Source organism: Novosphingobium sp. SG751A (assembly GCF_013149295.1).
Taxonomy (GTDB): domain Bacteria; phylum Pseudomonadota; class Alphaproteobacteria; order Sphingomonadales; family Sphingomonadaceae; genus Novosphingobium.
Window position 1 is genome coordinate 77,263 of record NZ_JABGCB010000018.1, and the last position, 26,827, is coordinate 104,089.

General features: G+C 61.9%; 26 protein-coding genes. 17 read left to right on the plus strand and 9 right to left on the minus strand.

Features of this window, described 5'->3' with window-relative positions; genetic code table 11:
• Positions 1-4: 4 nt before the first annotated feature.
• Positions 5-373, minus strand: coding sequence for a Rieske (2Fe-2S) protein (locus FHW96_RS20850; protein ID WP_371815773.1), 369 nt, complete (start codon positions 371-373; stop codon positions 5-7).
• 20 nt (positions 374-393) lie between these two features.
• A complete protein-coding gene (locus FHW96_RS20855; RefSeq protein ID WP_172342509.1) occupies positions 394-1,428 on the minus strand; it encodes an NADP-dependent oxidoreductase in 1,035 nt (344 codons plus the stop codon).
• Between the two features lie 140 nt (positions 1,429-1,568).
• On the opposite strand from FHW96_RS20855, the gene FHW96_RS20860 reads away from it, so the two are divergent.
• Positions 1,569-1,979, plus strand: coding sequence for a nuclear transport factor 2 family protein (locus tag FHW96_RS20860; RefSeq protein WP_172342510.1), 411 nt, complete (start codon positions 1,569-1,571; stop codon positions 1,977-1,979).
• 51 nt (positions 1,980-2,030) lie between these two features.
• Here the strand turns inward: FHW96_RS20860 and FHW96_RS20865 are convergent, their stop codons facing one another.
• Positions 2,031-2,921: a LysR family transcriptional regulator gene (locus FHW96_RS20865; protein ID WP_172342511.1), complete on the minus strand. Its 891-nt coding sequence runs from the start codon at positions 2,919-2,921 to the stop codon at positions 2,031-2,033.
• Between the two features lie 86 nt (positions 2,922-3,007).
• Between FHW96_RS20865 and FHW96_RS20870 the strand changes: the two genes are divergently transcribed.
• The 7 genes from FHW96_RS20870 to FHW96_RS20900 are packed head-to-tail and all read left to right on the plus strand — an operon-like array spanning position 3,008 to position 10,437.
• On the plus strand, positions 3,008-4,504 hold the full coding sequence (locus FHW96_RS20870) for a CoA-acylating methylmalonate-semialdehyde dehydrogenase (RefSeq protein ID WP_172342512.1): 1,497 nt from the start codon (positions 3,008-3,010) through the stop codon (positions 4,502-4,504).
• A gap of 6 nt (positions 4,505-4,510) precedes the next feature.
• Positions 4,511-5,653, plus strand: a complete 1,143-nt coding sequence (locus FHW96_RS20875) for an acyl-CoA dehydrogenase family protein (protein ID WP_172342538.1) — start codon at positions 4,511-4,513, stop codon at positions 5,651-5,653.
• Entirely contained in the window at positions 5,650-6,735 is a 1,086-nt protein-coding gene (locus FHW96_RS20880; protein ID WP_172342513.1) for a 3-hydroxyisobutyryl-CoA hydrolase, read from the plus strand. Before FHW96_RS20875 ends, FHW96_RS20880 begins: the two co-directional genes overlap by 4 nt.
• Positions 6,732-7,514, plus strand: a complete 783-nt coding sequence (locus FHW96_RS20885) for an enoyl-CoA hydratase-related protein (RefSeq protein WP_172342514.1) — start codon at positions 6,732-6,734, stop codon at positions 7,512-7,514. The genes FHW96_RS20880 and FHW96_RS20885 overlap by 4 nt, the downstream gene beginning before the upstream one ends.
• A gap of 35 nt (positions 7,515-7,549) precedes the next feature.
• Positions 7,550-8,437 carry a 3-hydroxyisobutyrate dehydrogenase gene (mmsB, locus tag FHW96_RS20890; RefSeq protein WP_371815776.1) on the plus strand — a complete coding sequence of 296 codons (888 nt, stop codon included), beginning with the start codon at positions 7,550-7,552 and terminating at the stop codon, positions 8,435-8,437.
• 21 nt (positions 8,438-8,458) lie between these two features.
• Entirely contained in the window at positions 8,459-9,646 is a 1,188-nt protein-coding gene (gene bktB / locus FHW96_RS20895; protein WP_172342516.1) for a beta-ketothiolase BktB, read from the plus strand.
• Positions 9,646-10,437, plus strand: coding sequence for an enoyl-CoA hydratase-related protein (locus FHW96_RS20900; RefSeq protein ID WP_172342517.1), 792 nt, complete (start codon positions 9,646-9,648; stop codon positions 10,435-10,437). The genes bktB and FHW96_RS20900 overlap by 1 nt, the downstream gene beginning before the upstream one ends.
• Before the next feature lie 3 nt (positions 10,438-10,440).
• Here FHW96_RS20900 and FHW96_RS20905 read toward each other — a convergent pair whose 3' ends face one another.
• From FHW96_RS20905 to FHW96_RS20915, 3 genes are read right to left on the minus strand one after another with little or no spacing between them, the layout of a single operon-like run.
• Positions 10,441-11,898, minus strand: a complete 1,458-nt coding sequence (locus tag FHW96_RS20905; protein WP_172342518.1) for a 3-hydroxyacyl-CoA dehydrogenase NAD-binding domain-containing protein — start codon at positions 11,896-11,898, stop codon at positions 10,441-10,443.
• A 59-nt stretch (positions 11,899-11,957) separates the two neighbouring features.
• A complete protein-coding gene (locus tag FHW96_RS20910) occupies positions 11,958-12,704 on the minus strand; it encodes a GntR family transcriptional regulator (protein ID WP_371815774.1) in 747 nt (248 codons plus the stop codon).
• Positions 12,673-13,545 (minus strand): alpha/beta fold hydrolase, encoded by an 873-nt coding sequence (locus FHW96_RS20915; RefSeq protein ID WP_172342520.1) that lies wholly within the window; start codon positions 13,543-13,545, stop codon positions 12,673-12,675. Before FHW96_RS20915 ends, FHW96_RS20910 begins: the two co-directional genes overlap by 32 nt.
• Before the next feature lie 401 nt (positions 13,546-13,946).
• On the opposite strand from FHW96_RS20915, the gene FHW96_RS20920 reads away from it, so the two are divergent.
• The 9 genes from FHW96_RS20920 to FHW96_RS20960 all read left to right on the plus strand — a co-directional run bounded on the left by FHW96_RS20920 (position 13,947) and on the right by FHW96_RS20960 (position 24,610).
• Positions 13,947-16,688: a TonB-dependent siderophore receptor gene (locus FHW96_RS20920; RefSeq protein WP_172342521.1), complete on the plus strand. Its 2,742-nt coding sequence runs from the start codon at positions 13,947-13,949 to the stop codon at positions 16,686-16,688.
• Between the two features lie 68 nt (positions 16,689-16,756).
• Positions 16,757-18,307: a tannase/feruloyl esterase family alpha/beta hydrolase gene (locus FHW96_RS20925; RefSeq protein ID WP_172342522.1), complete on the plus strand. Its 1,551-nt coding sequence runs from the start codon at positions 16,757-16,759 to the stop codon at positions 18,305-18,307.
• A gap of 31 nt (positions 18,308-18,338) precedes the next feature.
• Complete coding sequence (locus FHW96_RS20930) at positions 18,339-18,953, plus strand: glutathione S-transferase family protein (RefSeq protein WP_172342523.1); 615 nt, start codon at positions 18,339-18,341, stop codon at positions 18,951-18,953.
• Positions 18,946-20,175 carry a CaiB/BaiF CoA-transferase family protein gene (locus FHW96_RS20935; RefSeq protein ID WP_172342524.1) on the plus strand — a complete coding sequence of 410 codons (1,230 nt, stop codon included), beginning with the start codon at positions 18,946-18,948 and terminating at the stop codon, positions 20,173-20,175. The genes FHW96_RS20930 and FHW96_RS20935 overlap by 8 nt, the downstream gene beginning before the upstream one ends.
• Positions 20,172-20,792 (plus strand): carboxymuconolactone decarboxylase family protein, encoded by a 621-nt coding sequence (locus FHW96_RS20940; RefSeq protein ID WP_216650992.1) that lies wholly within the window; start codon positions 20,172-20,174, stop codon positions 20,790-20,792. The genes FHW96_RS20935 and FHW96_RS20940 overlap by 4 nt, the downstream gene beginning before the upstream one ends.
• 44 nt (positions 20,793-20,836) lie before the next feature.
• Entirely contained in the window at positions 20,837-22,162 is a 1,326-nt protein-coding gene (locus tag FHW96_RS20945; RefSeq protein WP_253951123.1) for an MFS transporter, read from the plus strand.
• 3 nt (positions 22,163-22,165) lie between these two features.
• Entirely contained in the window at positions 22,166-22,942 is a 777-nt protein-coding gene (locus FHW96_RS20950; RefSeq protein WP_172342526.1) for an enoyl-CoA hydratase-related protein, read from the plus strand.
• Positions 22,943-22,946: 4 nt separating this feature from the next.
• The gene (locus FHW96_RS20955; protein WP_172342527.1) at positions 22,947-23,825 is read left to right on the plus strand and encodes an amidohydrolase; all 879 of its coding nucleotides are present in this window, start codon (positions 22,947-22,949) and stop codon (positions 23,823-23,825) included.
• The gene (locus FHW96_RS20960) at positions 23,822-24,610 is read left to right on the plus strand and encodes an enoyl-CoA hydratase/isomerase family protein (protein ID WP_172342528.1); all 789 of its coding nucleotides are present in this window, start codon (positions 23,822-23,824) and stop codon (positions 24,608-24,610) included. Before FHW96_RS20955 ends, FHW96_RS20960 begins: the two co-directional genes overlap by 4 nt.
• A gap of 72 nt (positions 24,611-24,682) precedes the next feature.
• Here FHW96_RS20960 and FHW96_RS20965 read toward each other — a convergent pair whose 3' ends face one another.
• The 3 genes from FHW96_RS20965 to FHW96_RS20975 form a co-directional block, all read right to left on the minus strand.
• Complete coding sequence (locus FHW96_RS20965; RefSeq protein WP_172342529.1) at positions 24,683-25,663, minus strand: aromatic ring-hydroxylating dioxygenase subunit alpha; 981 nt, start codon at positions 25,661-25,663, stop codon at positions 24,683-24,685.
• A 160-nt stretch (positions 25,664-25,823) separates the two neighbouring features.
• The gene (locus tag FHW96_RS26010; protein ID WP_216650993.1) at positions 25,824-26,129 is read right to left on the minus strand and encodes a hypothetical protein; all 306 of its coding nucleotides are present in this window, start codon (positions 26,127-26,129) and stop codon (positions 25,824-25,826) included.
• Positions 26,130-26,379: 250 nt separating this feature from the next.
• Positions 26,380-26,619 (minus strand): hypothetical protein, encoded by a 240-nt coding sequence (locus FHW96_RS20975; RefSeq protein ID WP_216650994.1) that lies wholly within the window; start codon positions 26,617-26,619, stop codon positions 26,380-26,382.
• Positions 26,620-26,827: the final 208 nt, after the last annotated feature.

The following is a 26,827-nucleotide window of genomic DNA, read 5'->3' on the forward strand; positions in this document are numbered from 1 at the left end:
GCGTTCAGACCTCGACCGGCGTTTCATCCATGCCCGGCGGGCGAGCGGGCACGGCGACCTCGACCATGCCATCGACCACGCGCAGCGCAAACCGGCGCACCGCCGGATAGGCTCCGCCAATACAGCGCCCATCGGCCAGATCGAAACGTGCGCCATGCAGCGGGCACATGATCGCCCCGCGCCGGATGCGCCCGCTGGAAAGCCGGGATGCGGCATGGGTGCAGCGGTCGTTGAGCGCCACCCATGCATCATCGCTGCGCGCCAGCAACACCTGCCATCCGCCGATGGCGTGGACGGTCATCTGTCCATCCGCCATCTGTCCATCCCCGATCTCGGTTTCGGCGCCCAGCGGGTGCCAGACCACATCGCTCACTCGTGCATTTCCTTTCCCGATTATGCCATTGCCACCAGAGTCTTGCCGGTGGTCTTTCCCTGCATCAGGGCGATGAAGGCTTCCGGCAAGCGTTCAAAGCCGTGATGCACATTTTCCAGCGGACGAAGCTGACCCGCCTTGTGCAACCGGTCGAGCATTGCCTGGGCCTCACCCAGCCTTTCGGCATGGTCATAGGTCAGGAAACCGCGCATTGTCACACGCTTGACCACCATCTGCCACAGGTTTTGGACCCCATAGGGATGGTCGGCGTCATTATATTGCGCGATCATGCCGCAGAGCGGAATGCGCCCTTTCTCGCGCATGCGGGGCAAGATGGCGTCAAGGGTCGGCCCGCCGATATTGTCGAAATAGACATCGAACCCTTCGGGCGCCGCAGCATCCAGCGCCGCGCCCAGATCATCCTCGACGGCGCGATAATCCACCACCGCATCCGCGCCCAATTCGCGCAGGACCTGCGCCTTGTCCGCGCCGCCCGCCATGCCCACCACCCGGCACCCCGCCGCCTTGGCCAGTTGCACTACTGTGCTGCCCGTGGCGCCCGCCGCCGCGCTGACCAGCACGGTCTCGCCCGCTTTGGCCTCGCCCACGGCAAACAGGCCCACCCACGCCGTCAGCCCCACCGGACCCAGCGCGCCCATATAGCTGCGCAGCGGCACATCGGCGGCGGGCGTCACGCGCTCCAGCCCCAGAGCATCAGGCCCGATGACGAAATGATCCGACCAGGTTGCAAAGACCCGCACATAGTCGCCCACTGGCCAGTCGGGATGGTGCGATTCCACAATCTGGCCCAGCGACATGCCGTTGATCGGGGCGCCGAGCGCAACCGGGGGCAGATAGGAGGGCCGGTCATCGAGAAAACCGCGAATCGCCGGATCGACCGAGCCGACCAGCATCCGCACCAGCATCTGCCCTTGGCCGGGCCGGGGCATCGGGGTTTGCGACAAGGCAAAGCAATCCGGGGTCGGCACTCCGACCGGGCGGCGGCGCAGGATGATATGGCGGGCAAACGCCGGCAAGGAGGAGGGCAAGGCCATGGCAGGGCATCCTGTTTGTTTGTTGCTGCTAGATAGGGCCCCATACGGCCCGATGGCCTCTAGCCTTTTCGCTAGGTGGTGATCGCCCCCTCAGAGGCGATGATGGGGCCAGATCGAACAAGAACAAAAAGGATGCCGCCATGACCCCGGATGAGATGATCGCCTTTGTCGATGAACTCTATGAACTGACCGGCACCGGCCAATGGGATGCCGCCGCCGAGCGCCTGACCGATGATTTCGTGGCGATCGAGGCCGATGGCCTGCCGATGGAGGGATCCTATCATGGCAAGAGTGGTCTTTATGATCTGTTCGTCAAGGTGATGGGCATGATGGATGTGGTGGCGATGGACCGGGTGGAAACCACCGCCGGACGCGATCACGCGGTGACGATCCTTTCGCTGCGCTTTGCCGACCCGGCGCTGAAACCAGCGGAATTGTGCGAAGTCTTTCGCTTTCGCGATGGCAAATGTTGCCAGATCAAACCCTATTATTTCGACCCGGCCACCATCCATGCCGCCGTTGCGGTCAAGGCGCGGGGCCAGGCACAATGAGCCTTGCCCGATCACCCGACATCCACATTGCCTATGCGGCCGACCGCGCCATCAAGGCATGAGCAGCTTGTACCTGGCCTTGGTCGTCTCGGTCAGCCATGTATGAACGGCGCGAATGCGTTGAAGGCTGTGGGTGTCCTTGTGCGTGACCAGCCAGAAGCTGCGGATAATGACCTGATCGGGCAGGACGCGGACCAGTGCGGGATCGCCGTCGCCCATAAAGCAGGGCAAAACGCCGATTCCGCCCGATGCCGCCAGGATGCGATGTTGGGCAAGGATCGATGTGGAACGCAGATTGGCCACCAGATCGGCGTCGATCTCGGAAAGATAATTGAGTTCCGGCGCATAGATCAGTTCAGGGACATAGCCGACGAGTTGATGCCCCGATTTCAGATCCCGCGTCTGACGGATCGCCGGGCGGCCTGCCAGATAGTCCGGGGTGGCGTAAAGTCGCAATGCGTAATCGGACAGTTTCCCGGCGATCAGCGGACCGGATTTGGGGCGGGACAAGAGAACGGCAATGTCGGCCTCGCGCCGCGAAGGGCTGAGAAATCCGCTGCTGGCCACCAGATCGATCACCAGTCCGGGATGGCGCGCGGCCAGATCGCCCAGATTGGGCGCCACGACCCAGCTGCCGAAGCCTTCGGAAACGCTGATCCGCACATGGCCGGTCAGACCCGAATCCGGGCTGCCTGTTTCCAGTTCCCGGCTCGCCTGCGCCATGCCTTCGACCGCCACCAGCACCCGTTCGCCGGCCTGCGTCAGGATCTGGCCCTCGCGCGTTTGCTCAAAGAGCGTGACCCCCAGCCGGTTTTCGAGGCGACGCAGGCGCCGGCTGACCGTGGTTGCATCCATGCCCAAGGCCTCGCCCGCCAAGGCGAGTTTGCCCGCGCGCGCCACGGCCAAAAAGGTTTGAAAATCGCTCCAGTCCGTGACCTGCATTTTTGCATCCTAAGATGCAAATACGATGGTTGCCATAGAGATTTGTCGGTTTACTCAATCGGCAACAAGATTTTGAGGAGAGCCAGATGCGCCTGATTGACCATCATATTGTCGGCGGCACCGCCGGAGCAACCGGGCGCAGGTCGCCGGTGTTGAACCCTTCGGCGGGCGAAGTGCAGGCCGAGGTGGCCTTGGGGGACGCCGCGCTTCTGGCGCGCGCTGTGGCCGCCGCGCAGGCCGCCCAGCCGGGATGGGCCGCGACCAACCCCCAGCGCCGCGCCCGCGTGATGTTTGAATTCAAGCGTCTGGTCGAGGACAACATGCAGAGCCTGGCCGAACTGTTGGCCAGCGAGCATGGCAAGGTGATCGCCGATGCCAAGGGCGATATCCAGCGCGGTCTGGATGTGATCGAGTTTGCCTGCGGCGTTCCCCATTTGCTGAAGGGCGAATATACGCAGGGCGCAGGCCCCGGCATCGATGTCTATTCGATGCGCCAGCCTGTCGGCATCGGGGCGGGCATCACGCCTTTCAACTTTCCCGCGATGATCCCGATGTGGATGTTTGGCGTGGCGATTGCCTGCGGCAATGCCTTCATCCTGAAGCCTTCCGAGCGCGATCCTTCGGTGCCGGTGCGCCTGTGTGAACTGATGCTGGAGGCCGGCGCGCCCGAGGGCATTTTGCAATGTGTGCATGGCGACAAGGAAATGGTGGACGCCGTTCTCGACCATCCGGCCATCGGCGCGATCAGCTTCGTCGGCTCGTCGGACATCGCCAACTATGTCTATGAACGCGGCGCCCGCAACGGCAAGCGCGTGCAGGCGATGGGCGGCGCCAAGAACCACGGCATCGTGATGCCCGACGCCGATATGGATCAGGTGGTGCGCGATCTGTCGGGCGCGGCCTTCGGTTCGGCGGGCGAGCGGTGCATGGCGCTGCCCGTGGTGGTGCCGGTGGGCGAGGGGACGGCAGAGCGTCTGATCGAAAAGCTGCTGCCCGAGATCGAGAGCCTGCGCCTTGGCATTTCGAGCGATCCTGACGCCCATTACGGCCCGGTCGTCACCGCCGATCACAAGGTCCGCGTCGAGGGCTGGATCGCCAAATGCGAGGAGGAAGGGGGCAAGATCCTCGTCGATGGCCGGGGCTTTACGCTGCAGGGCCACGAAAAGGGCTTCTTTGTCGGGCCGACGCTGATCGATCATGTCACGCCCGACATGGAAAGCTACAAGAACGAGATCTTCGGGCCTGTGCTGCAAATCGTGCGCGCGCCCGATTTCGAAGCCGCTCTCGCGCTGCCCAGCAAGCACCAATATGGCAATGGCGTGGCGATCTTTACTCGCAACGGCCATGCCGCGCGTGAATTTGCCGCGCGGGTCAATGTGGGCATGGTGGGCATCAATGTGCCGATTCCGGTGCCGGTGGCCTATCACACGTTTGGCGGATGGAAACGCAGCGCTTTTGGCGATACCAACCAGCATGGCATGGAAGGCATCAAGTTCTGGACCAAGATCAAGACGATCACCGCCAAATGGCCCGACGGTTCGCTCGACGGCGGCAATGCCTTTGTTATTCCAACGATGGCCTGACCCATGATGACTGATGCCTTCACACTCACGCCGGATCAGCTGGCCATTCAGGAAGCGGCGCGCCGATTTACGGCCGACGCCATCACTCCCCACGCGGCGCGTTGGGACGAGGAACATCACTTCCCGCGCGAGGTGATGCAGGCGGCCGGTGAAATGGGCTTTGGCGCGATCTATGTCGGCGAGGAGAGCGGCGGGATCGGGCTGGGGCGTCTGGAAGCGGCGCTGGTGATCGAGGCGATGGCCTATGGCTGCGCGGCGACCAGCGCCTTTATCTCGATCCACAATATGGCCGCCTGGATGATCGACCGCTTTGGCAGCGCGGACTTGAAATCGCGCTATCTGCCCGCGCTGGTGGGGATGGAGCAGTTGGCGTCCTATTGCCTGACCGAGCCGGGCAGCGGTTCGGACGCCGCCGCGCTGTCGACCACGGCGCGGCGGGATGGCGACGATTATGTGCTCAACGGTACCAAGCAGTTCATTTCGGGCGGCGGGGTGAATGATGTCTATCTGATCATGGTGCGCACCGGTGAGGCCGGGGCGCGGGGCATTTCCTGCGTGGTCGTAGAAAAGGGCATGAAGGGCGTCAGTTTCGGCGCGCCGGAGAAAAAGCTGGGCTGGAATGCTTCGCCCACGGCGCAGGTCATTCTGGACGATGTGCGCGTCCCGGTCGCCAATCTGTTGGGAGCCGAGGGGGACGGTTTCAAAATCGCCATGGCGGGCATCGATGGCGGGCGGGTCAATATCGGGGCCTGCTCGCTGGGCGGGGCGCAGCGCTGTCTTGACGAGGCGGTGCAATATACCAAGGACCGCAAGCAGTTCGGCAAGGCGATTGCCGATTTCCAGAACACGCAATTCGTGCTGGCCGACATGGCCACCGAACTGGAGGCGGCGCGCGCGCTGCTCTATATCGCCGCCGGCAAGATCACGGCGGGCGCGAGCGACAAGACTGCCTTTGCCGCCATGGCCAAGCGCTTTGCCACCGATACCGGCAGCAGCGTGGTGGATCGCGCGCTGCAGATGTTCGGCGGCTATGGCTATCTGCGCGACTATCCGATCGAGCGCTTCTGGCGCGATCTGCGCGTGCACCGCATCCTTGAAGGCACCAATGAAGTGATGCGCCTTATCATTGCGCGGGAGTTGTTGAAGTGAGCCTTGATGACGCATCCGCGACACCGGAAGTTCTTGTTCGTGTCGAGGGCGGGGCGGGTCTTCTCTCGCTCAACCGCCCGCGCGCGATCCATGCGTTGACGCTGGATATGGTGCGCGCGATGACGGGTGCGCTGCTCGACTGGCGCAGGGATGAGTCGGTGAGGGTGGTGCTGATCGACCATGCGGTGGATGCGGGTGGTGATCCCAAACTCTCACGCGGGTTCTGTTCGGGTGGCGACATCAGCCTTTTGCGCCAATCGGCGCTGGAGGATGGTGTCGCCGGGAGGCGGTTTTTTTTCGAGGAATATCAGCTCAACCACCTGCTCTTTACCTATCCCAAGCCGGTGGTGGCGTTCATGGACGGCATCACGATGGGCGGGGGCGTAGGCATTTCCCAGCCCGCGCGGCTGCGCGTCGCAACGCAGAACACCCGCCTTGCCATGCCGGAAAGCGGGATCGGCCTGTTTCCCGATGTCGGTGGGGGCTGGTATCTCTCGCGCCTCGCGGGCAGGCTCGGCCAGTATCTGGCGCTGACCGGCGCGCGGCTTGATGGGGCGGAATGCATCTGGGCGGGGCTGGCGAGCCATTATCTGCCCGCCGCCGCCCTGCCGCAGGCCAAGGCGCGAATGATCGCGGGCGATGCCCCCGATGTGATGCTTGATGAAATGGCCGCGCCCGCACCTGAGGCGAAGATCGCGGCCCATGCCGATGCCATCGCCCGCCTGTTTGCCAGTGACCGGCTGGAGGACATCCTGGCCGCGCTGGAGGCCGATGACAGCGATTTTGCCCAAACCACGCTGGCCACGATCCGCACCAAGAGCCCGACGACCTGCAAGGTTTCGCTGCGGCAATTGGCCACAAGCCGGACATTGCCCGATTTTGCCGCGAATATGGCTATGGAATACCACATCGGCGGACGGGTGCTGATGCTGCCTGATTTTGCCGAAGGGGTGCGGGCGGTGATCATCGACAAGGACAACGCGCCGCAGTGGTCGCCCGCAACGGCAGAGGCGGTGACCGACACGATGATCGATGATATTTTTGCGCCTCTTCCGGCACTTGAGGAATGGAAACCACTATGAGTTACGAAACGATCCTCGTCGAAACGCGCGGCGCGGTGACGCTCATCACGTTGAACCGGCCCAAGGCGCTCAATGCGCTGAACTCGCAGGTCTGCGCCGAACTGGTAAAGGCTTTCGCCGCCTTCGAGGCGGATGATACGCAAGGCTGCGCCGTGTTGACCGGCAGCGGCGACAAGGCGTTTGCGGCAGGTGCCGACATCAAGGAAATGGCCGAAAAGCCTGCTGCCGATTTCTTTCTGGGCGATTTCTTTGCCGATTGGCAGGCGCATATTGTGCGAAGCACCCGCAAGCCGTGGATTGCGGCGGTCAATGGTTTTGCGCTGGGCGGCGGTTGCGAACTGGCGATGATGGCCGATTTCATTCTGGCGGCTGATACCGCCAAATTCGGCCAGCCCGAGATCAAGCTGGGCGTGGCGCCCGGCATGGGCGGATCGCAGCGCCTGACCCGTGCGGTGGGCAAGGCCAAGGCGATGGAAATGTGCCTGACCGGCCGCATGATGGGCGCCGAGGAAGCCGAGCGCAGCGGTCTTGTGGCGCGCATCGTGCCGCTGGCCGATCTGGTGGAGGATGCGGTGAAAACGGCGCAGACCATCGCCGGAATGCCGCGCATGGCCGCGATGGTGAATAAGGAAATGGTCAATATCGCCTTCGAAACCGGCCTCGAACAGGGCCTCCTTACCGAGCGGCGCCTGTTCCAGATCCTCACGGCCACTCAGGACAAGGCCGAAGGCATGGCAGCCTTTGTCGAAAAGCGTCAGGCCGTCTGGAAAGGGCGGTAAAGGCCGGAAGGCTTAAGGCCAACAGGCCGAAGCATATAAAAGGAGAGGTTTGCATGAAAATTGCCTTTATCGGTCTTGGCAATATGGGCGGCGGCATGGCGGCCAATCTGGCCAAGGCGGGCCATGATGTTCGTGCCTTCGATCTGGCCGAAGCGGCGCTGGAGCGCGCCCGTGCCAATGATTGCACCACCTTTGCCACGGCGCGCGAAGCGGTGGCGGGCGTGGATGCGGTGGTCTCGATGCTGCCCAACGGCGCGATCGTGAAATCGGTCTACAGCGCCGATGTGCTGGGTCAGGCGCCCGCCGGCGCGCTGCTGCTGGATTGCTCGACCATCGATGTTGCCACGGCGCGCGAAGTGTCGGTGATGGCCGAGGCGGCAGGTTATCGCATGGTGGATGCTCCGGTGTCCGGTGGGATTGCGGCGGCCAATGCGGGCACGCTGACCTTTATGGTTGGCGGCCCGGCGGATAGCTTTGCAGCGGCCGAACCGATCCTTGCGCAAATGGGCAAGGCGGTGATCCACGCGGGCGACAGCGGGGCGGGACAGGCGGCCAAGATCTGCAACAACATGCTGCTGGGCGCCTCGATGGTGGCGACCTGCGAAACGTTCAAACTGGCCGAGCGGCTGGGGCTGGATCTCCAGACCTTCTATGACATTTCCTCCAAGGCGTCGGGCCAGTGCTGGTCGATGACCTCCTATTGCCCGGTGCCCGGCGTGGGGCCGACGACCCCGGCTGACAATGACTATCAGGGCGGTTTTGCCACGACGCTGATGCTCAAGGATCTGAAGCTGGCCATGGCGGCGGCGCAGGCTGCCGGGGCGCCTGTGCCGATGGGGCATCGCGCCGAAGAACTTTACGCCGCCTTTGATGCAGCGGGCAATGGCGGCGTGGATTTTTCCGCCATTATCAAGACACTTTAATTGCAAATGCAGGAGCCGATTATGTCGGAAGCCCAGAATATCTATATCGTGTCCGGCACGCGCACGGCGATTGGCGATTTTGGAGGCGGGCTGAAAAGTTTCATGCCTTCCGAACTGGCGGGCATGGTGGCGGCCGAGGCGGTGAAGCGCGCAGGCGTGGCGCCCGGCGATATCGGCCATGTCGTGTTCGGCCAGGTCATTCCGTCAAGTGCCAAGGATGCCTATCTGGCGCGGGTTGCAGCGCTCAACGCGGGCATCCCGGTGGAAACCCCGGCGCTGACGGTCAACCGCCTGTGCGGATCGGGGCTTCAGGCGATTATTTCTGCGGCCCAGATGATGATGCTGGGCGAGGCTGAGATCACGGTGGCGGGCGGCGCGGAGAGCATGTCGAATGCGCCCTATCACGATCATGGCCAACGCTGGGGCCGCAAGATGGGCGACGGGGCGCTGGTGGATGCGCTGGTGCAGACTTTGTCCGATCCGATTGATGGCTATCACATGGGGATTACTGCGGAAAATGTTGCAGCGCGCCATAATGTGACCCGCGAGCAGCAGGATGCGTTGGTCGTGGAAGGCCATGCCCGCGCGGTCCGCGCGATTGCCGAGGGGCGTTTCAAGGATCAGATCCTTCCCATCGAGGTCAAGACCCGCAAGGGTGTGAGCGTGTTCGACACGGACGAACACCCGCGCGCCGACACCAACATGGAAACCTTGGCCGGTATGAAGCCGGTGTTCAAAAAGGATGGTACGGTTACCGCCGCCAATGCCAGCGGCATCAATGATGGTGCGGCGGCGGCGGTGCTGGCCACGGGCGAGGCCGTCGCCGCCAAAGGGCTGAAGCCGATGGCGCGCATTGTCAGCTGGGGCCATGCCGGGGTCGAACCCGCCTATATGGGCATTGGGCCGGTCAAGGCGGTGCCGATTGCGTTGAAACGCGCGGGGCTGAGCCTTGCCGATATCGATGTGATCGAGGCGAATGAGGCTTTTGCCGCGCAGGCGCTGGCCGTGGCGGGCGCACTGGGCTTTGATCCGGCCAGGCTCAATCCCAACGGCAGCGGCGTCGCGCTGGGCCATCCGGTGGGTGCGACCGGCGCGATCCTGACGGTAAAGGCGGCGTATGAGTTGCAGCGCATCGGCGGGCGATATGGCCTGATCACCATGTGCATCGGCGGCGGTCAGGGGATCGCCATGGTTATCGAGGCGGTGTGATGGCGGACTATCGTTTCATCAAGGCGCAGCGCGAGGGTGATGTGGTGACCATCGCGCTCAACCGGCCGGACAAGCTCAATGCGCTGACCCCGGCGATGTTTGGCGAACTGGGCGCGGCGGTGGCCGAGGCGGTGGCGCAGGGCGCGCGGGCGCTGGTGCTGACCGGCGAGGGCCGGTTCTTCTGCTCGGGCGCCGATATTGCCCCCGATGGCGCGGGTTATGAGGGCTTGCCCGAGGATCTGGGCGCGCTGCTCGATGCGGCCTATAATCCCTTTGCGCGACAATTGGCGGCGCTGGAAATCCCGGTGGTGACGGCTCTGAATGGCCCCTGCGCCGGGGCCGGGATGAGCATTGCTCTGGCCGGTGACATCGTGGTGATGGGCCAGAGCGCCTATCTGTTGCTGGCTTTCGTCAATATCGGTCTGGTGCCCGATGCGGGCGCGACATGGCTGGTGGCGCGCAGCGCGGGCCGTGCGCGGGCGCTGGAAATGGCGCTGCTCGGCGAACGCATGGGCGCCGATGAGGCCAAGGCGGCGGGGTTGGTGACGCGCGTGGTGGCCGATGACGCTGTCCTGATCGAGGCGCAGGCGCTGGCAGCCCGATTGGCAGCAGGGCCGACCGGAGCGATGGGCTTGATCCGACGACAGGTGGCCGCAGCCCTGGAACAAGGGTTTGACGCAACGCTTGAAATCGAACGCGCAAACCAGACGGCCGCAGGGCAAACGGAAGATTTTGCCGAGGCGATCCGCGCCTTTGGCGAGAAACGCAAGCCGCAATTCAAGGGGCGCTGATGCTTATTTGGCGCTGGCCGCACTGGGAAGATAGGCGTCGGATTGCAGCACCGATGCAAGATGCCGCAAATTGACGGCAAGCCGCTCGATGCCATAGCCGCATCCCCAGTCAATTGGGCCTTGCGGATGGTTGGCGCCCAGTATCAAGGCCTTGTCGATGTCTTCGGGGCTGGCAACGCCATGGTTTGCCGCATCCAAAGCGGCATTGGCCAATTGCACCATGCTGCGCAGCACAACTTGTCCGGGGCGATCAGGGAGCAACAACAGGTTAATTCCCACCCTATGGAACATGGCAGTCAACGGGTTTAGATCCGTGCCCCGCAGCGCCGTTACACCCAGCGCTGTCGCTGTTGCAAAATCACGAGCCAGATCCAGCAGCATATCCACGCCGGGCCGAGCCGCCAACGGAAGACCGTCACCCAAGGCGATCACGCATTCTCCCAGCTTGAAGCAGTCAGGGGGCAGGGCGTCATTTCGTTCCACGCAAATCCCGCTGTTGGCCAGACGAGTGAACAGACCTTGGAGGGGTGAGTCGGCCGCATGGACCTGAATATGCGCAGGGGCGGGCTTCTCGCTCGTCAACCAGTTCGGCAAAGGAAGCGGCTTGCCGTGGTCATACACGCCGCGCCCGGTCTTTTGGCCCAGATCGCCGCGTTCCACCAGAGCAGCTTGCTCACGCCGCAGTTCAAAGCGCGCGATGCCGGCAATCCGGCTGTGCACCGAAGCGGCAGCGGCGTAATTGATGTCCTGACCGATCAGGTCGCTCAAGGCCAGAGGGCCGATGCGGAAACCGCCCGCCTCCACCATCAAGGCGTCAATATCCTGCGGGGCGATGCCATCGCCCAATGCGGCAAACCCTTCTGCATAATAGGGGCGGGCCACGCTGTTGACGATAAAGCCGGGAACATCGCGCGCGACGATGACCTGCTTGCCCCATGCCGTCATCACCTTTGCGGCACGGGTCATGACGGATGGTGCGGTGCGCGATGATGCGATGAGTTCCACCAATCGCATCACGGGCACGGGATTGAAGAAATGCAGGCCGCAGAACCGATCCGGCCAGCGCAGCGCCGAGGCAATGGCATCGACAGATAGAGATGAGGTATTGGTGGCCAAAATACAGTCCGCGCCAACAATCTGCTCCAGCGCGGAAAAGACGTCCCGCTTGATATCCAGACGTTCGACAATCGCTTCGATGACCAGATGGGCATTGGACAGGGCGTGCAACTGATCGTCCCACCGGACGCGGCCTGTTATCTCGCTCCGCAGGTCTGCGGCCAGCCTGCCTTTTGCCACCATGCGTTCAAGTGCGGCATCCATGGCCGCCCCGCCGCGCGCAAGCGCCTGGGCGGATTGGTCAAAAACGGTGACGCGGCACCCGGCCTGCGCCGCGATCTGCGCGATCCCCAAGCCCATGGTGCCCGCGCCAATGACGCCGATATGCAAGCCGATCATGTCCATACCGGACAATTATGCCAGCATGGCAAAAAGATCAATAGTCCATATTTATGGACTATTTTTTACCGTAATTTCATGTCGAGGCGAATGACATCGCCGCGATAGATGCCCTTCGCCACCATCACCAGCTGCCCCCGCTTATCAACGGCGAAACGATCCACAAAGCACACCGGCGCATTAAGCGGGACGTCAAGCAGCCGCGCGGTTTCCATGTCCGCAGTGCCGACGGTCAGGCGCTGATGGGCCTCGACGATTTTGATGCCGGGAATGCTGGCCACCAGCCGCAAGGCAGTCATGGTCGTAAAAGATTCCGTCGGGATCTTATTGGCCAGTTGCTGGTCAATATAGACCTCTGCCAACAGGAACCGTTGGCCATGCTGGGTGTGGCGGCGCCTCAGCAACCTGTAACGCGGGGCTGCGGTTCCATAGCGCTGGTCCAGACTGGGCAGCGCTACGCCCTCGAAATCAGCCAGAATTTCGATCTCAGCCTCATCACGAGAGCTGAGCAGGCCGTTCCAATCGGTTTCGACTTCGCACCATATCGGGCTGGTGGGGCGTTCGTTGACAAATGTGCCCTTGGCGCGATGGCGCGAGAGCAGCCCCTCATCGGCCAGCAGGCCGATGGCCTGACGGATTGTAGCGCGCGCGACGCCATATTGTTCGGCCAGATCGTCAACCGTGGGGATTTGCCGTCCAACCTGCCAAAGGCCCGACTCCATATTCCGGCGAAACAGTGTTGCCAGTTGGATGTAACGCGCAACACTGCTGCGGGTAAAATCAGCTTTTGCTGGCACTTGCGCCATAGACATTCAAACTTCCGCCCAGATTTCGACCTTGGGCTTTTGCCGCTCCTTTTGGGTTGCGGTCAAGATGGCGCGGGCGCGACGAGCCCAGAAAGGCGAGCAGCACGGCATTGAACTGTGCCGGCTGTTCCCAATAGGCGGCGTGGCCGGCGCCTTGTATGATATGAAATCGAGCCTGGCGGAAATGCCGGGCCATGCGCGCCATATGGGCGGGCGGCATGTAGAGGTCTGCATCGCCCGTCATCAGAAGTGTCGGGATACTAAGAGTTTTCAAGGACGACCACGTAGCCTTTCCGGCATAGAGCGGCAATTTGGTTCCGGGCTGTTTGGCGCTATGCTCGGCCTCGATCCATTGCGCCAAGGATGCAGGGCATGCCGCGCGAAAAGAGGGGCCGACCTCGCGAAATTCGGCAGGCAGAGTGGAAAAACCCGACGGCGTCAGACTGGCGGTAATCGCCGCAAATTCGGGTTCGACAATCCGCGCCTGCGTTGAAGCCAGTGTCAGGCTCAGCAGCCTTTCGGGATGTTCCATGGCGAAATCCAGCGCCAGAAATCCTCCGGCCGCCGTGCCCAGAAGATGGAACCGGCCTATGCCGAGGTAATCCGCCATGGCAATCAGGTCCTGATTGCTGCGGCCCGGGAAATCACCTGTATCGGGGCTGGAGCCTTCATGGCCGCGGCGCGAATAGCCGATGACGCGATAGCCCGCCTTGGCAAGCGGCGCGGCCTGATAGGCCCAGGAGCGGGCGCTGCCGGTTTGGGCATGAAGCAGGATGATGACAGGGCCTCTGCCGCCTGTGTCGAAATAGGCGAGGGAGCGTCCGCCCAGATCGGCGATCTTCTGCATTGGAAGGGCCGGTACGGCGGGAGAGGGGCAGGCAAATTCCACCGGGCGTGCGGCGGGGCGTGCCTGGGTTAAGGATGCAGCCGGTGCGGCTGTGGCCCCGCACAGTGACATCAGCAAGATGCAATTTCTGACCGCTCTTAAACCCGGCATGGCAATCTCCTTGCTTGTTTGATGCGGCCTTCTGCGGGTCGCGATTCACTTTCTCGCCTTGCCTATAGCGGGTCGGTCAGGCGATGGGAATAATAAAGGTCATAAAGCTAGCCTATTGACTATATCTGAGTCGAGGTTTAGGGCAGCACCCATCCAAGCAATAAGAGCCTGAACGGCATCAAATGCCGGTGGGAGGAATGAAAATGGTGTGCCGCATCAAAAAGAAAGAGTTCGGCTGTTCATTGATGGCCTTGGCCGGGTCACTGGTTCTGGGGGCGTCGGCGGCGCTGGCCCAATCGGGCGATGCGGCATCGGATGCCGCCATCGTTGTGACCGGCAGCCGCCTGGGGGCAACCGGATTTTCGGCCCCGACCCCCGTTACCGCACTTGGGACTGAATTTATCGCGGCGCGTGCTCCTGCCAATATTGCCGACGTTCTCAACGAATTGCCCACCTTTCGCGACACCAGTTCGCCCACCCAGTCCCAGCGCACCTTTGGCTCGGGCGTCAATTCGGTTGATCTGCGCGGCTTGGGCGTCGTGCGCACGCTGGTGCTCGTCGATGGTGAGCGCTTTACGCCGACGGCCGGCACCGGGGTCTTTGATGTCGGGATGATCCCGGCGGCCCTGGTCAAGCGGGTCGATATCATCACGGGTGGCGCCTCGGCGGCCTATGGCTCGGATGCGGTGGCCGGTGTGGTCAACTTTGTGCTCGATACAAAGATGACCGGTCTTCGCGGCGGGGTCCAGATGGGCATCAGTCAACAGGGTGACAACAAGCAGCCCAGCGCCAATCTCGTTTTCGGCACCACCTTTGCCGATGGGCGCGGCCATTTTGTCGCGGCGGGCGAATGGGTCGACAGCGGCGGTGTGGGTACGCTCTATTCGCGCGATTGGGGCCGCCAATTGCCGGGGCTGATCTCTTATGGAACCCGCGCCGCCGGTGTGCCCGCGCAGGCTTTGGCCACGGGTGTCACCTATTCTGCCCAGACGATCGGCGGGTTGATTACCTCCGGCCCGTTGGCGGGGACGTCCTTCAGTCCGGGCGGATTTCAGTATGGCACCGTCTATGGCTCGCTGATGACCGGCGGCAACAATCCGCTTGGGCAGCCTTTTGGCAACTGGCCGCTGGCAACTCCGGTTGAGCGCAAAACCGGCCTGACGCAGATCTCGTTTGAAGTCTCGCCCTCGCTGGAGCTTTATGCTCAGGGCAATTACGGCAAAACGGACTCGAGCAACTTCACCAGCTTCAACCAATCGAATTTCACGATTTCGGTGAACAATCCCTATCTGCCATCGGACATACAGCAGGCGATGGTTGCCAGAGGGCTGACTACGATCAACGTTGGCCGGTTGCTGGCTGAAACCGGAGGGCTGCGTCAATCAAACCAGCGCGAAACCATGCGCGGCGTCTTTGGCGTCAAGGCTCATCTGTGGGGCTGGGATTGGGACGCCAGCTTTCAGCATGGCGAGACGCATTCGACCAACGTGATCCTGCAAAATGTCCTGACGGCAAATTACCGCGCCGCAGTGAACGCCGTGCGCGATGCCAATGGGAATATTGTCTGCGGCCCCACCGCATCCAATCCCAATTTGACCGCAGCGCAGATTCCCCTGGTGCAGAGCGGCTGTGTGCCGATCAACATCTTTGGTCAGGGATCGCCTTCGGCCGCGGCGTTGGCTTACATTGCCGAAGATTCCTATACCCACACCGTGTTTAAGCGCGATCTGGCATCAATCAATCTGCGCGGCTCGCCTTTTTCCACATGGGCCGGTCCGGTAAAGGTGGCGGTCGGCGCCGAAAGAAGGCGCGACAGCATCAATGTCGATGTCAACGACAACAGCGCGCAATCACTCTACAGTTCCGGCAACAGTCAGGGCTACAATGGCAGCGTGGTGGTTACCGAGGAATATGCCGAAATCGGCGTTCCGCTGGCCAAGGACCTGCCGCTGGCGCGCTCGCTGGATTTCAACGGGGCGTTCCGCCATACCTATTACAGTACATCGGGCGCGGTAAACACATGGAAGCTGGGCCTCGTCTGGGAACCGAACTCGGATCTGCGCTTGCGGGTCACCCGGTCGCATGACATCCGCGCGCCCAACCTTTCGGAACTCTACTCGCGCACGGGGCGCGGTGTTTCTTTTGCCAATGGCATTAACACAATCAACGGCCGAACCGGCGCCATCAACGGCAGCAGCGTGGGCAATCTTGAACTGGTGCCCGAAGTGGCCGAAACCCTGACTGCCGGTGTGGTGCTGCAGCCCCATGGCGGGTTTGCGCAGGGGTTGCGCCTGTCGCTGGATGCCTATTCGATCAAGGTCAAAGGGGTTATCACCACCTATAATGCCCAGCAGGTGGTCAACAATTGCGCGGCAGGCAACGCCGCGGCCTGCGCACAAATCACATTCGATAATACCGCGTTTGGCATCTATAATGTGGCCACCATGCCGCAAAATCTGTCCGTGCTTGAAACCCGCGGCCTGGATGTCGAACTGAGCTATCCTGTCCCCCTGCCCATTCCGGGCAAGTTGCTGATGCGGGTGCTGGGAACCCATGTTTTCAAACTGGCCACGACCGACAATGCGGGCACCGTGGATCGCGCAGGCACATTGCAGGGCAATGGCATGCCCTCCGACACGATCAATGGCTCTTTGACCTATACGAACAATGGTTTCACCGGAAACCTGAATGCGCGCTATGTATCGGGATCGCGTATTGATGCCACGCTCTATGGCCCGCTTGATGCAGGCTATAACCCGGCGGCATCCAACAGCATCAATATCAACCGCATGCCCGCGGCAATCTACTTCAACCTTCAGGTCAGCCAGGATGTTGCATTGGCGTCCGGGCGCAAGGTCAACCTGTTTGCAGGCGTTGACAACCTGCTGAACACGGCGCCGCCGGTCTTCGCGGCCACGACCATCAATTCGGGCGGCAATCCCTATGACCTTATCGGTCGCCGCTTTACCTTTGGCGCGCGGTTTTCGCTCTGATGGCCCCGTCCAAAGCCATTTTTTGGCCGCTTCTTGCCGGTTTCATCGGCCTTTGGGCCGAACCGGCGATGGCGAAGAGCGATACGGTCGGCGCCGAAATGGTTGGCACACAGCCTTGTGCCAGCCTTTCGGGATGGAGCATGGCCGCGCAAAGCCTGCGTCTGCCAACCGGCAGGATTATGATCGAAAGCGCCAGCGAGCAGGCTTCCGAAAAGGCGCGATCCTCTTTTTGCGCCGTAATCGGGCATATCGAACCGGTGGATCCCCAAGGATGGCCGATCCGCTTTCAGATCAACCTGCCCGACCGCTGGGCCGGAAATCTGGTGCAATACGGCGGCGGGGGCACCAATGGTGTGCTGGTCAACGCGATCAACGGGCCGGGCATCCTGCCGCCCGCCGCCAAAACACCTCTGGAGCGAGGCTCTGTTACCGTGGGCACCGATGCGGGCCATCCCATGCTCTCGCCCGATCCGCAGGCCTTTGCCGCCAACCGGGAGGCGCTCGTCAATCAGGCCTATGCCGCTTATATCAAGGTGCATGATGTGGCTGTTGCCGCAATCGCGAAATATTATCGTGCGGCGCCCAAACACAGCTATTTTCTTGGCAATTCAGAAGGCGGTCGCGAAGCGCTCATCCTTGCCCAGCGCTATCCAAAAGACTTTGACGGCATTGTCGCGGTTGTTCCCGCCATGGATTGGACCGGCCAGCATATTGCCCATTACAATCAATGGCTGGCCCAGCGCGATGGCGGTTGGCTGACCCCGGAAAAGGTTCGGTTGCTGGCCGACAGCGCGCTGGCGCGTTGTGATGGGCTGGATGGCATACGCGACGGGGTCATCGTTATGCAGGATGCCTGCGCACGCCTTTACGACCCGGCAAAACTGGCATGTCACAAAGGCGATGGTGCCGACGCCTGTTTCACATCGGCGGAACTGGGCTTTATACAGAGCATTTATCAGCCCTATCGTTTTGCCTATCCCATTGCCAACGGCGTACACAGCTATCCCGGTTCACCCTTTGGCGGAGAAGCCCAGGAGGGCGGATTGGCGGGCAGCCTGATGACGAAGACGAAGCCATCTGCGGGCGATCTTGGGCGTCCTTTGCCCGGCCCCGGTTCGATCCGCTATTTCTTCACACAGGATCCCAATTTCACCGGCGTCTTTGACATGCGGCGTTATGCCGCAAGGACGCTGGAACTATCGCGCGTGTTTGATCCGACTGACCCGGATCTGCGGACCTATGCGCGCAAAGGCAAGCTCATCATTATCGATTATGGCGCTGACTATCTGAAATCGCCCTATGCTTCGCGCGCCTATGTTGCCTCGGTCAAGCGCCGCATGGGGCGGGCCGGCACAGACCGCTTTTTGCGCTATTATATCATTCCCGGATTGGGCCATTCGGGGCGGGGCAAAGACACTCAGGGGCGCCCGTTGCCCAACCGTGTCGATATCATGTCGCTCATCGCGGATTGGACCGAACGGGGCCGCGCCCCAGGCAACGAGACTTTGCAAAGCTTTGACAGCGATGGTCAGCCCGTCGCGTCGCGTCCCCTATGTCCGTTTCCCAAGCTTGCGCTCTATTCCACCAAGGCGGGCTTTGCCTGTGAATATGCGCATTGATGCGCGCCGTCACCAAATCAGGAAGCTTCGGATGAAACTCCATTGGTCTCCCAAATCTCCTTATGTCCGCAAAGTGATGATCGCGGCGCATGAACTGGGCATCGAGGGGCATATTGAGCTTGTGCGCTCGGTGGCCGCGATGCATCGGGCTAATCCGGCGATTATGGCCGATAATCCCCTCAACAAAATCCCGACGCTGGTTCTGGATGACGGCACGGCGATTTTCGATTCCGGCGTAATATGCGAATATTTCGACCTCACCTTTGGCAAGGGCCGTTTGTTTCCGCAGGATGCCAAGGCACGCATTGAGGCTTTGACATTGCATGCTTTGGCCAACGGCTTGCTCGATCTGGCCATCTTGCTGCGCAATGAGCGCGAGAAGCCTGAGGGCAAGCGCACCGCCGCATGGCTCGATGCGTTTTCCTGCAAGATTGCCGCCGCCCTTGATCGGCTTGAAGCGCAGGTGAGCACCTTGCAGCAGGCGCCCTTTGGCATTGGCCATATCGGTTTGGGCTGTGCCCTTGGCTATCTGGATTTTCGTTTCGAGGATCTGGGCTGGCGGCATGGGCGCGCCGGGCTGACGGGCTGGTTTCATGAATTTTCAAAACGGCCCTCGGCCAGGGCAACGGAGGTTATCGATGGCTGAACGGCACGGGCCGCTTGCAAACATCAGGGTGCTTGATCTGGGCCGGATCATGGCGGCGCCTTGGGCCACGCAAATGCTGGCGGATCTTGGCGCAGAGGTCATCAAGATTGAGCGGCCGGGCGCAGGCGATGACACACGGGCATGGGGGCCGCCCTTTCTGCGCGACAGCGACGGCCATCCGACGAAAGAGTCCGGCTATTTTCTCTCGGTCAACCGGGGCAAGCGGTCGGTCACGCTCGACATAACCAAGCCCGAAGGTCAGGCGATCCTGCGCGAAATGGCCGGAACGGTCGATGTCGTGATCGAAAATTTCAAGGCGGGCGGTCTGGCAAAATATGGGCTGGACGCGGCCTCGCTGCGCGCGATCAACCCCCGGCTGATCTATTGTTCGGTCACCGGTTTTGGCCAGGACGGCCCCCGCGCCGATCAGGCCGCCTATGACTTTGCCATTCAGGCGATGGGCGGCCTGATGAGCGTAACGGGCGAGCGCGACGATCTGCCGGGCGGCGGGCCGCAAAAGGTCGGCGTTCCCATCATCGATCTGATGACGGGCATGTATGCCGGGGTGGCCATTCTGGCGGCGTTGAACCGGCGGCATGAAACCGGGCGCGGGGATACGATCGATCTTGCGATGCTGGATGTGGCCTCGGCCTTTCTGGCCAATCAGGCGATGAATTATCTGGTGTCGGGCCGGATTCCCCAGCGAGGCGGCAACCGCCATCCCAATATTCAGCCGCAGGATGTTTTTGGCGCGGCCGATGGACGGTTTGTGCTGGCGGTTGGCAATGATGGCCAGTTTGCCAAATTATGCGCGGTTTTGGGCCAGCCCGAATGGTCGCAGCGCCCCGAATTTTCCACCAACGCGGGCCGGGTCAAGGCCAACAGCGAACTGACCGCGTTGTTGTCCCAGGCTTTCGCCCCCTGGTCGCGCGCCGATCTTCTTGCCCGGCTGGAGCAGGCCGGCGTGCCTGCCGCACCGATCAACACCATCGATCAGGTCTTTGCCGATCCCCAGCTTGTCCATCGCGCCATGTTGCGAGAGGTGCCCCACCCCCTGTCGGGCACCGTGCCGCAGGTGGTAAGCCCGATGAATTTTGCCGAGGCACCCTTGGATTTTGACAAGGCGCCGCCTTTGCTGGGCGCGGATACTGCCGAAATACTCTCGTCCTTCGGCATCAGCGAGAAGAGCCGGCACGAATTGGCCGAAAAGGGGATCATATGACCAAAATGGCGCCCGGCAGCGATACCGCCCGCATCCCCTTGCTGTCCGTCGAGGATATGAATGACGATCAGCGTTCGATTTATGACGATGTGGTCGCAGGCCCGCGCGGGCGGATGATCGGCCCCTTGCGCGCGGCCATCCACAGCCCGGAAATGGCGGCCCTATGGTCCGAATTTGGCGCTTTTTTACGTTATCGCACCTGTCTGCCGCATCGGCTCAACGAACTGGCCATTATCGTGACGGGGCGGCGATGGCGGGCTGCTGTGGAATGGTGGGTTCATGCGCGGGTCGGGGTTGAGGCTGGCCTGAGCCCGTCGGCCATAGAGGCGATCCGCGATCTCAGACCTCCGGTGTTCGAGGATGCCGCCGAGCTGGAAGTCTATGAGTTTACCCGGCAATTACAGCAGGATGGCAAGCCTTCCGAGGTTGTCTATCGCCAAATCGAGCGTCGGTTTGGCACGCGCGGCGTGGTCGAGCTGACGGCGGTGATCGGCTATTACACGATGGTCGCCCAGACCTTAAATGCCCACGAAATCCCGGTGCCCGATGCCCATATGCCGCTGCCTGATGGCGATGCGCTGGCGCATCTGCCCGCCGGTCGTCTCGCGGGCGCATGACTTTCGTGGCCACGCCAAACCCTGCTCCGTCCAAGGATCAACCGATGTCCGCCCAATTCACCATGACAGCCGATCCAGGCGAAGGAGATCGCATCTTTCGCAAGGTCTCTTTGCGGCTCGCGCCGCTGCTGATGGTCTGTTACCTGTTGAACTATATCGACCGTTCCAACATCGGCTTTGCCAAGCTGGCCTTCACCCGCGATTTGGGCATGAGCGAGGCGGCCTACGGGCTTGGCGCGGGGCTTTTCTACATCGGCTACAGCCTTTGCGAGATCCCCAGCAACATGCTGCTCCGGCGGATCGGCGCGCGGCTGACGCTGCTGCGGATCATGATCGGCTGGGGGCTTTGCGCCACCTTGTTTGCCTTTATGCAGACGGCTGCGCATTACTACATCTTGCGGATTTTGCTCGGCATTGCCGAGGCGGGTTTCTTTCCGGGGGTGCTGTTGTTCATCTCCTATTGGATTCCGGGCCCGCGACGCGCGCGTTTCACCGCGATGTTCATGTCAGCCATGGCTCTGTCCGGTGTGATAGGCGGGCCGATATCGGGTTTGATCCTGACCCATATGGATGGCATCGGCGGGCTCAAGGGCTGGCAATGGATGTTCATCATCGAAGGGTTGCCGTCCGCCCTGATGGGTGTGGTCACCTATTTCATGCTGGCGGACCGCCCCGCCGATGCCAAATGGCTCAGCGCGCATGAAAAGGCGGTTTGGCAGGCCGAGTTTGCGCGCAAGGATGCCCGCAGTTCGGCCATGCAGCACGCCAGTTTTGGCGCGGCGCTCAAAGATCTGCGCTTCTGGTCGATGGCCGCGATGGCGATCAGCCTGTTTGCCGGGGCGGCAGGCGTTCAACTCTGGCTGCCCACCATTCTGCGGGGCGCGGGCATTTCCAGCATTGGCATGATCGGGCTGATTTCGGCCGGGCCATTCGCGCTGGCGGTGGTGGTTCAGCAATGGGTTGCCCGGCGCTCCGACCGCTTTGGCGAGCGGCGCTGGCATGCCGCCTTGCCTTGCCTGATCTCCACGCTGGGCTGGCTGGCGCTGATTTTGGTGGATCATAACTGGGTGCTTTCGGTGGTTGCGCTGACCATAGTGGTGGCGGGCATCATGGGCGGGACGGGGCCGTTCTGGGCCATGCCCTCACGCTATCTCACGGGCTCTGCGGCGGCGGGCGGACTGGCGCTCATCGCCATGTCGGGCGGCCTGGGCTCGTTTATCAGCCCCACGATCGTCGGATGGCTTACCACCATGCTTGGCTCGCTGAAATTCGGCTTCCTCTATTACGCGGCGCTCATGGCGCTGGGCCCGACGATCATGCTGTGGGGCACAGCCAAAATAGAACAGGGCGCCTTGCGCGCAGGAGAATAGGCCGTGAATCAGCTTTTTGTTCGTACCGAAATTCTTGATGGCGGCATTGGCATAGTGACCATCGACCGCCCGGCGCGGCGCAACGCGCTGAGCATCGCGGTCAAGCGTCAGTTGGCCGAGGCGATGGCGGGGCTTGTGGCGGATCAGGACGTGCGGGCCATCATCCTGACCGGGGCCAATGGCGTGTTTGTGGCCGGCACAGACATTGCCGAGATGAAGGATATGCAACCTGCCAGCCATGCACAGCTCCAGACCGGGGCCATTTTCGAGCAATTGCGCTCTTGCGGCAAAGTCCTGCTGGCGGCAGTCGAAGGCTATGCGCTGGGTGGCGGGTGCGAGTTGGCGCTGGCCTGCGATCTGGTCATCGCGGGCGAGAGTGCAAAATTCGGCCTGCCAGAAATCCGCGTCGGCATCATGCCGGGGGCGGGGGGCACCCAGATGCTGTTGCGCGCGGCGGGCAAGCACCGCACTTTGCGCTATGTGCTGACTGGCGACATGATCCCGGCTCCCCAGGCGCTGTCATTGGGCATCGTGTCCGAAGTAGTGGGCGAGGGCGAAGCTCTGAGGCAGGCCATTGCGCTGGCGCGGCGCATCGTCGCGATGCCTCCTTTGTCTCTGCGGGCCATTCGCGATTGCGTTGACTATGGCCTCAACGCAGGTCTTGCCCCCTCCCTGGCGTATGAGCGTCAGGCCTTTGTCGATCTCTTCGCGACGGAGGACCAGAAAGAAGGAATGGAGGCCTTTCTGGATAAGCGTGAAGCGCAGTACAAGGGGCGATAGGGCGATGGAAACCTGCAAAGCGCCCGCAGTGTCGCGCCCGGCCATCATGCCCCCCGCCTTCAGTTGCGATACGCACAGCCATGTCTTTGCGCCCCTTTCGCAATTCAGGCTTCACCATCCGCCCCATTATGCCTTGCCGACGGCTGACAGCCTTGCCCATGCGGCCGCGCGCAAAGCAATGGGCATTGAGCGCGGCGTTCTGACCCAGCCTGCCGCCTATGGCGCGGACCCCGGCGCGATGCTGGCCGCGATTGAAGAGGCGGGCGGCGCGCTGTGCGGAATTGCGGTGGCTGGCGTGCAGACGGACCGGGCAAAGCTGGAGGATTGGCAATCGCGCGGGATCGTGGGATTGCGCTTTACCGAATATGCGTCGGGCCGCCCGCGCTTTGCCGGCAGCGTGGGCTTTGACGCCATAGGTACGCTGGCGCCGGTCATGCGCGCCTTGGGGCTTCATGCCCAGCTTTGGGCCCCGCTCGATATTCTGGTCGCGCGAATGCCCGAATTGCTGGCGTACAATGTGCCGCTGGTAATTGACCATATGGGCATGCCGGATGTTTCCGCCGGACCGGGCGCGGATGCGTTCAGGGCGCTGTGCCGCTGTCTGGAGCATCCCGATGTGTGGATCAAACTTTCGATTTGCCGCGTGGGGCCGGGCGCCAGCGATTATGACGCCGTCCGCCCGTTTCATCAGGCGTTGATAGAGCGCGCGGCGGATTGGTGTCTTTGGGGATCGGATTGGCCCTATGTCGCCATGCCCGAGGCGCCGGATGCGGGAATGCTTTTGAGTCTTTTCATGCGCTGGGTGAATGACCCGGCGCTCTGTCGGCGGATCCTTTCGGACAATCCGGCTCGTCTTTATGGTTTTGATGGAGATGTGCGATGATAATGGGCCTTCAGGATCTGGAGCGCTTTAAGGTGGAGATCGATGGCCATGTTGCCATCGTCACCATGACCAACTTGCCGGTCAACGCGCAGGACCGCCGGTTTCGGGAAGAGCAGATCCGGCTGTTTGCCGTTCTGGGCCAAGAGCCGGATGTGCGCGCCATTGTCCTGACGGGTGCGGGCAAGACCTTTTCGGCCGGGGCGGACCTGAGCGAGCGAAGCACCATTCTGGCGGAACCGGGCGGCTATGATCGCCACAATCGTCTGGTACGTTCGGCTTTCGATTGTGTGCTGGAATGCCCAAAGCCTGTGATCGCGGCGGTCAATGGCGCGGCGATCGGCGCGGGCTGTGTGCTTGCACTGGTCAGCGATATCGTCGTTGTGGCCGAGACGGCTTTCATGGCCATGACCGAGGTGGATTTCGGGCTGGCGGGCGGCGTGCGCCACATCTTGCGCTCGTTCAGCCCATCGGATGCGCGGTTGATGATCTATACGGCCAGACGGATCTATGGCCCGGATCTCTATCGCATGAATGCCGCTTCGGCCTGCGTCCCTCTGGATCGCCTGATGGACGAGGCGATGGAGATTGCGCGCACCATCGCAACCAAGGTGCCGCTGGCGGTCACGGCGGCCAAGCGGTCCTTCGGGCTGACAGAGGAAATGTCCTTGCGAGACGGATACCGCTATGAACAGACGCAAACCGCCCTGCTTGCGGAAACGGAGGATACGAAAGAGGCGCTCGCTGCCTTTCGGGAAAAGCGCAAGCCTGTTTTCAAGGGACGATAAGGGCACGCCGAAAGGATCCCCGCCATTACCCGCCCCGCGCCGGCGGTGGCGGATCCGTGAGACTGGGCCGCGTCATGTGCCATTTTCTTGCCGAGCCTCAATCGCGCTATCGTCAACCGACCGATCCGGCTTGATCCTGCTGAACCAAATTTTGCGAAAGGCCAGAGTGGGCGCGTCGCTGGCCACTGACCGCTCGTCTCTGGCCAGCGGCACTTCCTGCGGAAACGAACTTTCGATGATCGCCTGATCCTCTCTTGCGATCCGCGCATTGACGCGCGCGAAGAGCGGATCGAACAGGCGGGATTTGGCAAAATTGCGTAATGTGTAGATCGTCAGGCGCGTCTCGCCGGGCTGGGCCGGGCTGCAAACGGCCAGCATGCGCATGGTTCGCCCGCCCGGATCGATGACCAGTTCCATGATATTGGGGAAATGATAGCGCAGGTTCTGGCGGGGTTCCTCACCGGCGCGGATGGCTGAAATCTGCGCGCCATATTCTGTTTCCTGCCAGATCATCTCCATCTTTTCGTTTGTCCGCCCGCGCAGCCCTTTGCCAATGGTGGCGCCGTGCACGAAAGGCAGATGCGGCGTATCCAGCATGTTTTCCATCACGCGCGTCCAGTGCGCGCGCCAATGAAAACTCTGGGCCGTCAGGCGCAATCCGGGCTGAAGAAGTATCTCCGGCACTCTGGGCTCGCCTTCTGCTTCACGCGCCGTAAAGATCCAGATCAGTCCGCCTTTTTCGCGTATGGGCAGGGCAGTGGCGGAAAGCGTGTCGAGCTTTGCATCCGGGGTCCACGGCACATGGCGGCATTGCCCCGTGCCATCAAACCGCCATCCATGAAAAGGGCAGGTGATCTGGCCACGTTCAACGCGCCCAAGCGACAGGGCCACACCGCGATGCGGGCAAACATCGCGCAGCGCGCAAGGATGCCCTTCGCCATTGCGGAAAAGCACAAGGCGTTCATTCGCCAGCGAAAGCGCCAAAGGCCGATCCGCCCGCACATCGGCAGCAAGACACAGCGGCACCCAGTGTCGGGAGAATTGGGGAAACATGGTTTGGTCCATTGGCTCTGGTTAGCATGCGCCAAGGCGTTTAGGCAGCCTGAGATGTGGCGATGTTACGCCGCCCTGAACACAATCCCTATGACCAAGGCAGATATTTTTAAATAATTACCACTATTGAAAAATTTTGGAGCCTCAAATCATCCGCCTGTCAGAGGACTTTGACCAGCCAGTCAGGCATCAACGCGGCTCGAAATTTTACCCTGCCTTTCTCACGCGGGAAAAGCAGTTGGCGGCGTGTCCCGCTGTTATCGAAGACGAACACCCTCTCGGCCAATGCCATCGCCACCGGCAGATTGGCCCGGCTTCTGGCGAACCGCCGAACCAAATCGGGCATGGGCACCGCGTGGCCGCCACTTGCGACCCGACTGATCACGCGACCAATTGAGAGCGCCAAGTCACCCAAGCCGATGTTGACAAGATTGACCTTGTATCCTGCAGCAAGCGCGGCTCGCATGAGATCGATTTCACTCTTCCCGGTCAGCGTCGTCTCGATAGCAAAGCTTGAACCCGCCTCAGCAATCGGTCACGCTCAGCAACGGCCAAACGGTCCACACGCAAAACCCGCTGTTCTTCGCCCAATCGGGGATCGAGTTCTCGTGCAGTGTTGTCCGGATTGATCACAGGAAGCCGTCCCGCCATGTAGCGGTCCACCAACGTCGACTTGCCAGCGCCATTCGGCCCGGCAAACACCCAAAGCTGCGGAATCACGCTGCGTCGCGGACGCGATGCTCACCCAGATGATCGAAACGCACCAACTCACGCCGACCATCCGGGTATTCCTTCACTGCGTGGCCCGGCGGCGTACCAGCAGTGCCGTAATAGATCGGCCGGCCAGCAGTCAGATGCGCATTCGCGGCGGCTCCATCATCCTCACGCGTAAGGGCATGCAGCAACGGGCGCAAATCTGCTTTACAAGGCTCTGATCGGTTCAATTGGCTGGCCATAGCCGCTTTCTACCATCATCGCGCTCGCTCGTCACGACTGAAGATGTCCACTGGCCTTTTCCGCCTGACGCTCGAGGTCCAAGGCCCGTCGTAAATGGAAAGAAGTGGGACTTGTACGAACATAGGGTAATCGCGGGAGCGCTGGCGAGACAGGCCAGTTCGTCGAACGAGATTGCCGCCAGGTGGTTGCCCCCCGATAAGATGGAAG

What these genes read in the sequence shown, in the direction of transcription:
- FHW96_RS20975 (WP_216650994.1), bottom strand. Translation starts at nt 26,619, where the DNA reads ATGGCCAGCCAATTGAACCGATCAGAGCCTTGTAAAGCAGATTTGCGC.
- FHW96_RS20940 (WP_216650992.1), top strand. Translation starts at nt 20,172, where the DNA reads ATGACCAAAATGGCGCCCGGCAGCGATACCGCCCGCATCCCCTTGCTG.
- FHW96_RS20875 (WP_172342538.1), top strand. Translation starts at nt 4,511, where the DNA reads ATGACTGATGCCTTCACACTCACGCCGGATCAGCTGGCCATTCAGGAA.
- FHW96_RS20885 (WP_172342514.1), top strand. Translation starts at nt 6,732, where the DNA reads ATGAGTTACGAAACGATCCTCGTCGAAACGCGCGGCGCGGTGACGCTC.
- FHW96_RS20965 (WP_172342529.1), bottom strand. Translation starts at nt 25,663, where the DNA reads ATGTTTCCCCAATTCTCCCGACACTGGGTGCCGCTGTGTCTTGCTGCC.
- FHW96_RS20870 (WP_172342512.1), top strand. Translation starts at nt 3,008, where the DNA reads ATGCGCCTGATTGACCATCATATTGTCGGCGGCACCGCCGGAGCAACC.
- FHW96_RS20960 (WP_172342528.1), top strand. Translation starts at nt 23,822, where the DNA reads ATGATAATGGGCCTTCAGGATCTGGAGCGCTTTAAGGTGGAGATCGAT.
- FHW96_RS20935 (WP_172342524.1), top strand. Translation starts at nt 18,946, where the DNA reads ATGGCTGAACGGCACGGGCCGCTTGCAAACATCAGGGTGCTTGATCTG.
- FHW96_RS20860 (WP_172342510.1), top strand. Translation starts at nt 1,569, where the DNA reads ATGACCCCGGATGAGATGATCGCCTTTGTCGATGAACTCTATGAACTG.
- FHW96_RS20915 (WP_172342520.1), bottom strand. Translation starts at nt 13,545, where the DNA reads ATGCAGAAGATCGCCGATCTGGGCGGACGCTCCCTCGCCTATTTCGAC.
- FHW96_RS20955 (WP_172342527.1), top strand. Translation starts at nt 22,947, where the DNA reads ATGGAAACCTGCAAAGCGCCCGCAGTGTCGCGCCCGGCCATCATGCCC.
- FHW96_RS20900 (WP_172342517.1), top strand. Translation starts at nt 9,646, where the DNA reads ATGGCGGACTATCGTTTCATCAAGGCGCAGCGCGAGGGTGATGTGGTG.
- FHW96_RS20930 (WP_172342523.1), top strand. Translation starts at nt 18,339, where the DNA reads ATGAAACTCCATTGGTCTCCCAAATCTCCTTATGTCCGCAAAGTGATG.
- FHW96_RS20905 (WP_172342518.1), bottom strand. Translation starts at nt 11,898, where the DNA reads ATGGACATGATCGGCTTGCATATCGGCGTCATTGGCGCGGGCACCATG.
- FHW96_RS20855 (WP_172342509.1), bottom strand. Translation starts at nt 1,428, where the DNA reads ATGGCCTTGCCCTCCTCCTTGCCGGCGTTTGCCCGCCATATCATCCTG.
- FHW96_RS20925 (WP_172342522.1), top strand. Translation starts at nt 16,757, where the DNA reads ATGGCGAAGAGCGATACGGTCGGCGCCGAAATGGTTGGCACACAGCCT.
- bktB (WP_172342516.1), top strand. Translation starts at nt 8,459, where the DNA reads ATGTCGGAAGCCCAGAATATCTATATCGTGTCCGGCACGCGCACGGCG.
- FHW96_RS20945 (WP_253951123.1), top strand. Translation starts at nt 20,837, where the DNA reads ATGTCCGCCCAATTCACCATGACAGCCGATCCAGGCGAAGGAGATCGC.
- FHW96_RS20910 (WP_371815774.1), bottom strand. Translation starts at nt 12,704, where the DNA reads ATGTCTATGGCGCAAGTGCCAGCAAAAGCTGATTTTACCCGCAGCAGT.
- FHW96_RS20865 (WP_172342511.1), bottom strand. Translation starts at nt 2,921, where the DNA reads ATGCAGGTCACGGACTGGAGCGATTTTCAAACCTTTTTGGCCGTGGCG.
- FHW96_RS26010 (WP_216650993.1), bottom strand. Translation starts at nt 26,129, where the DNA reads ATGCGAGCCGCGCTTGCTGCAGGATACAAGGTCAATCTTGTCAACATC.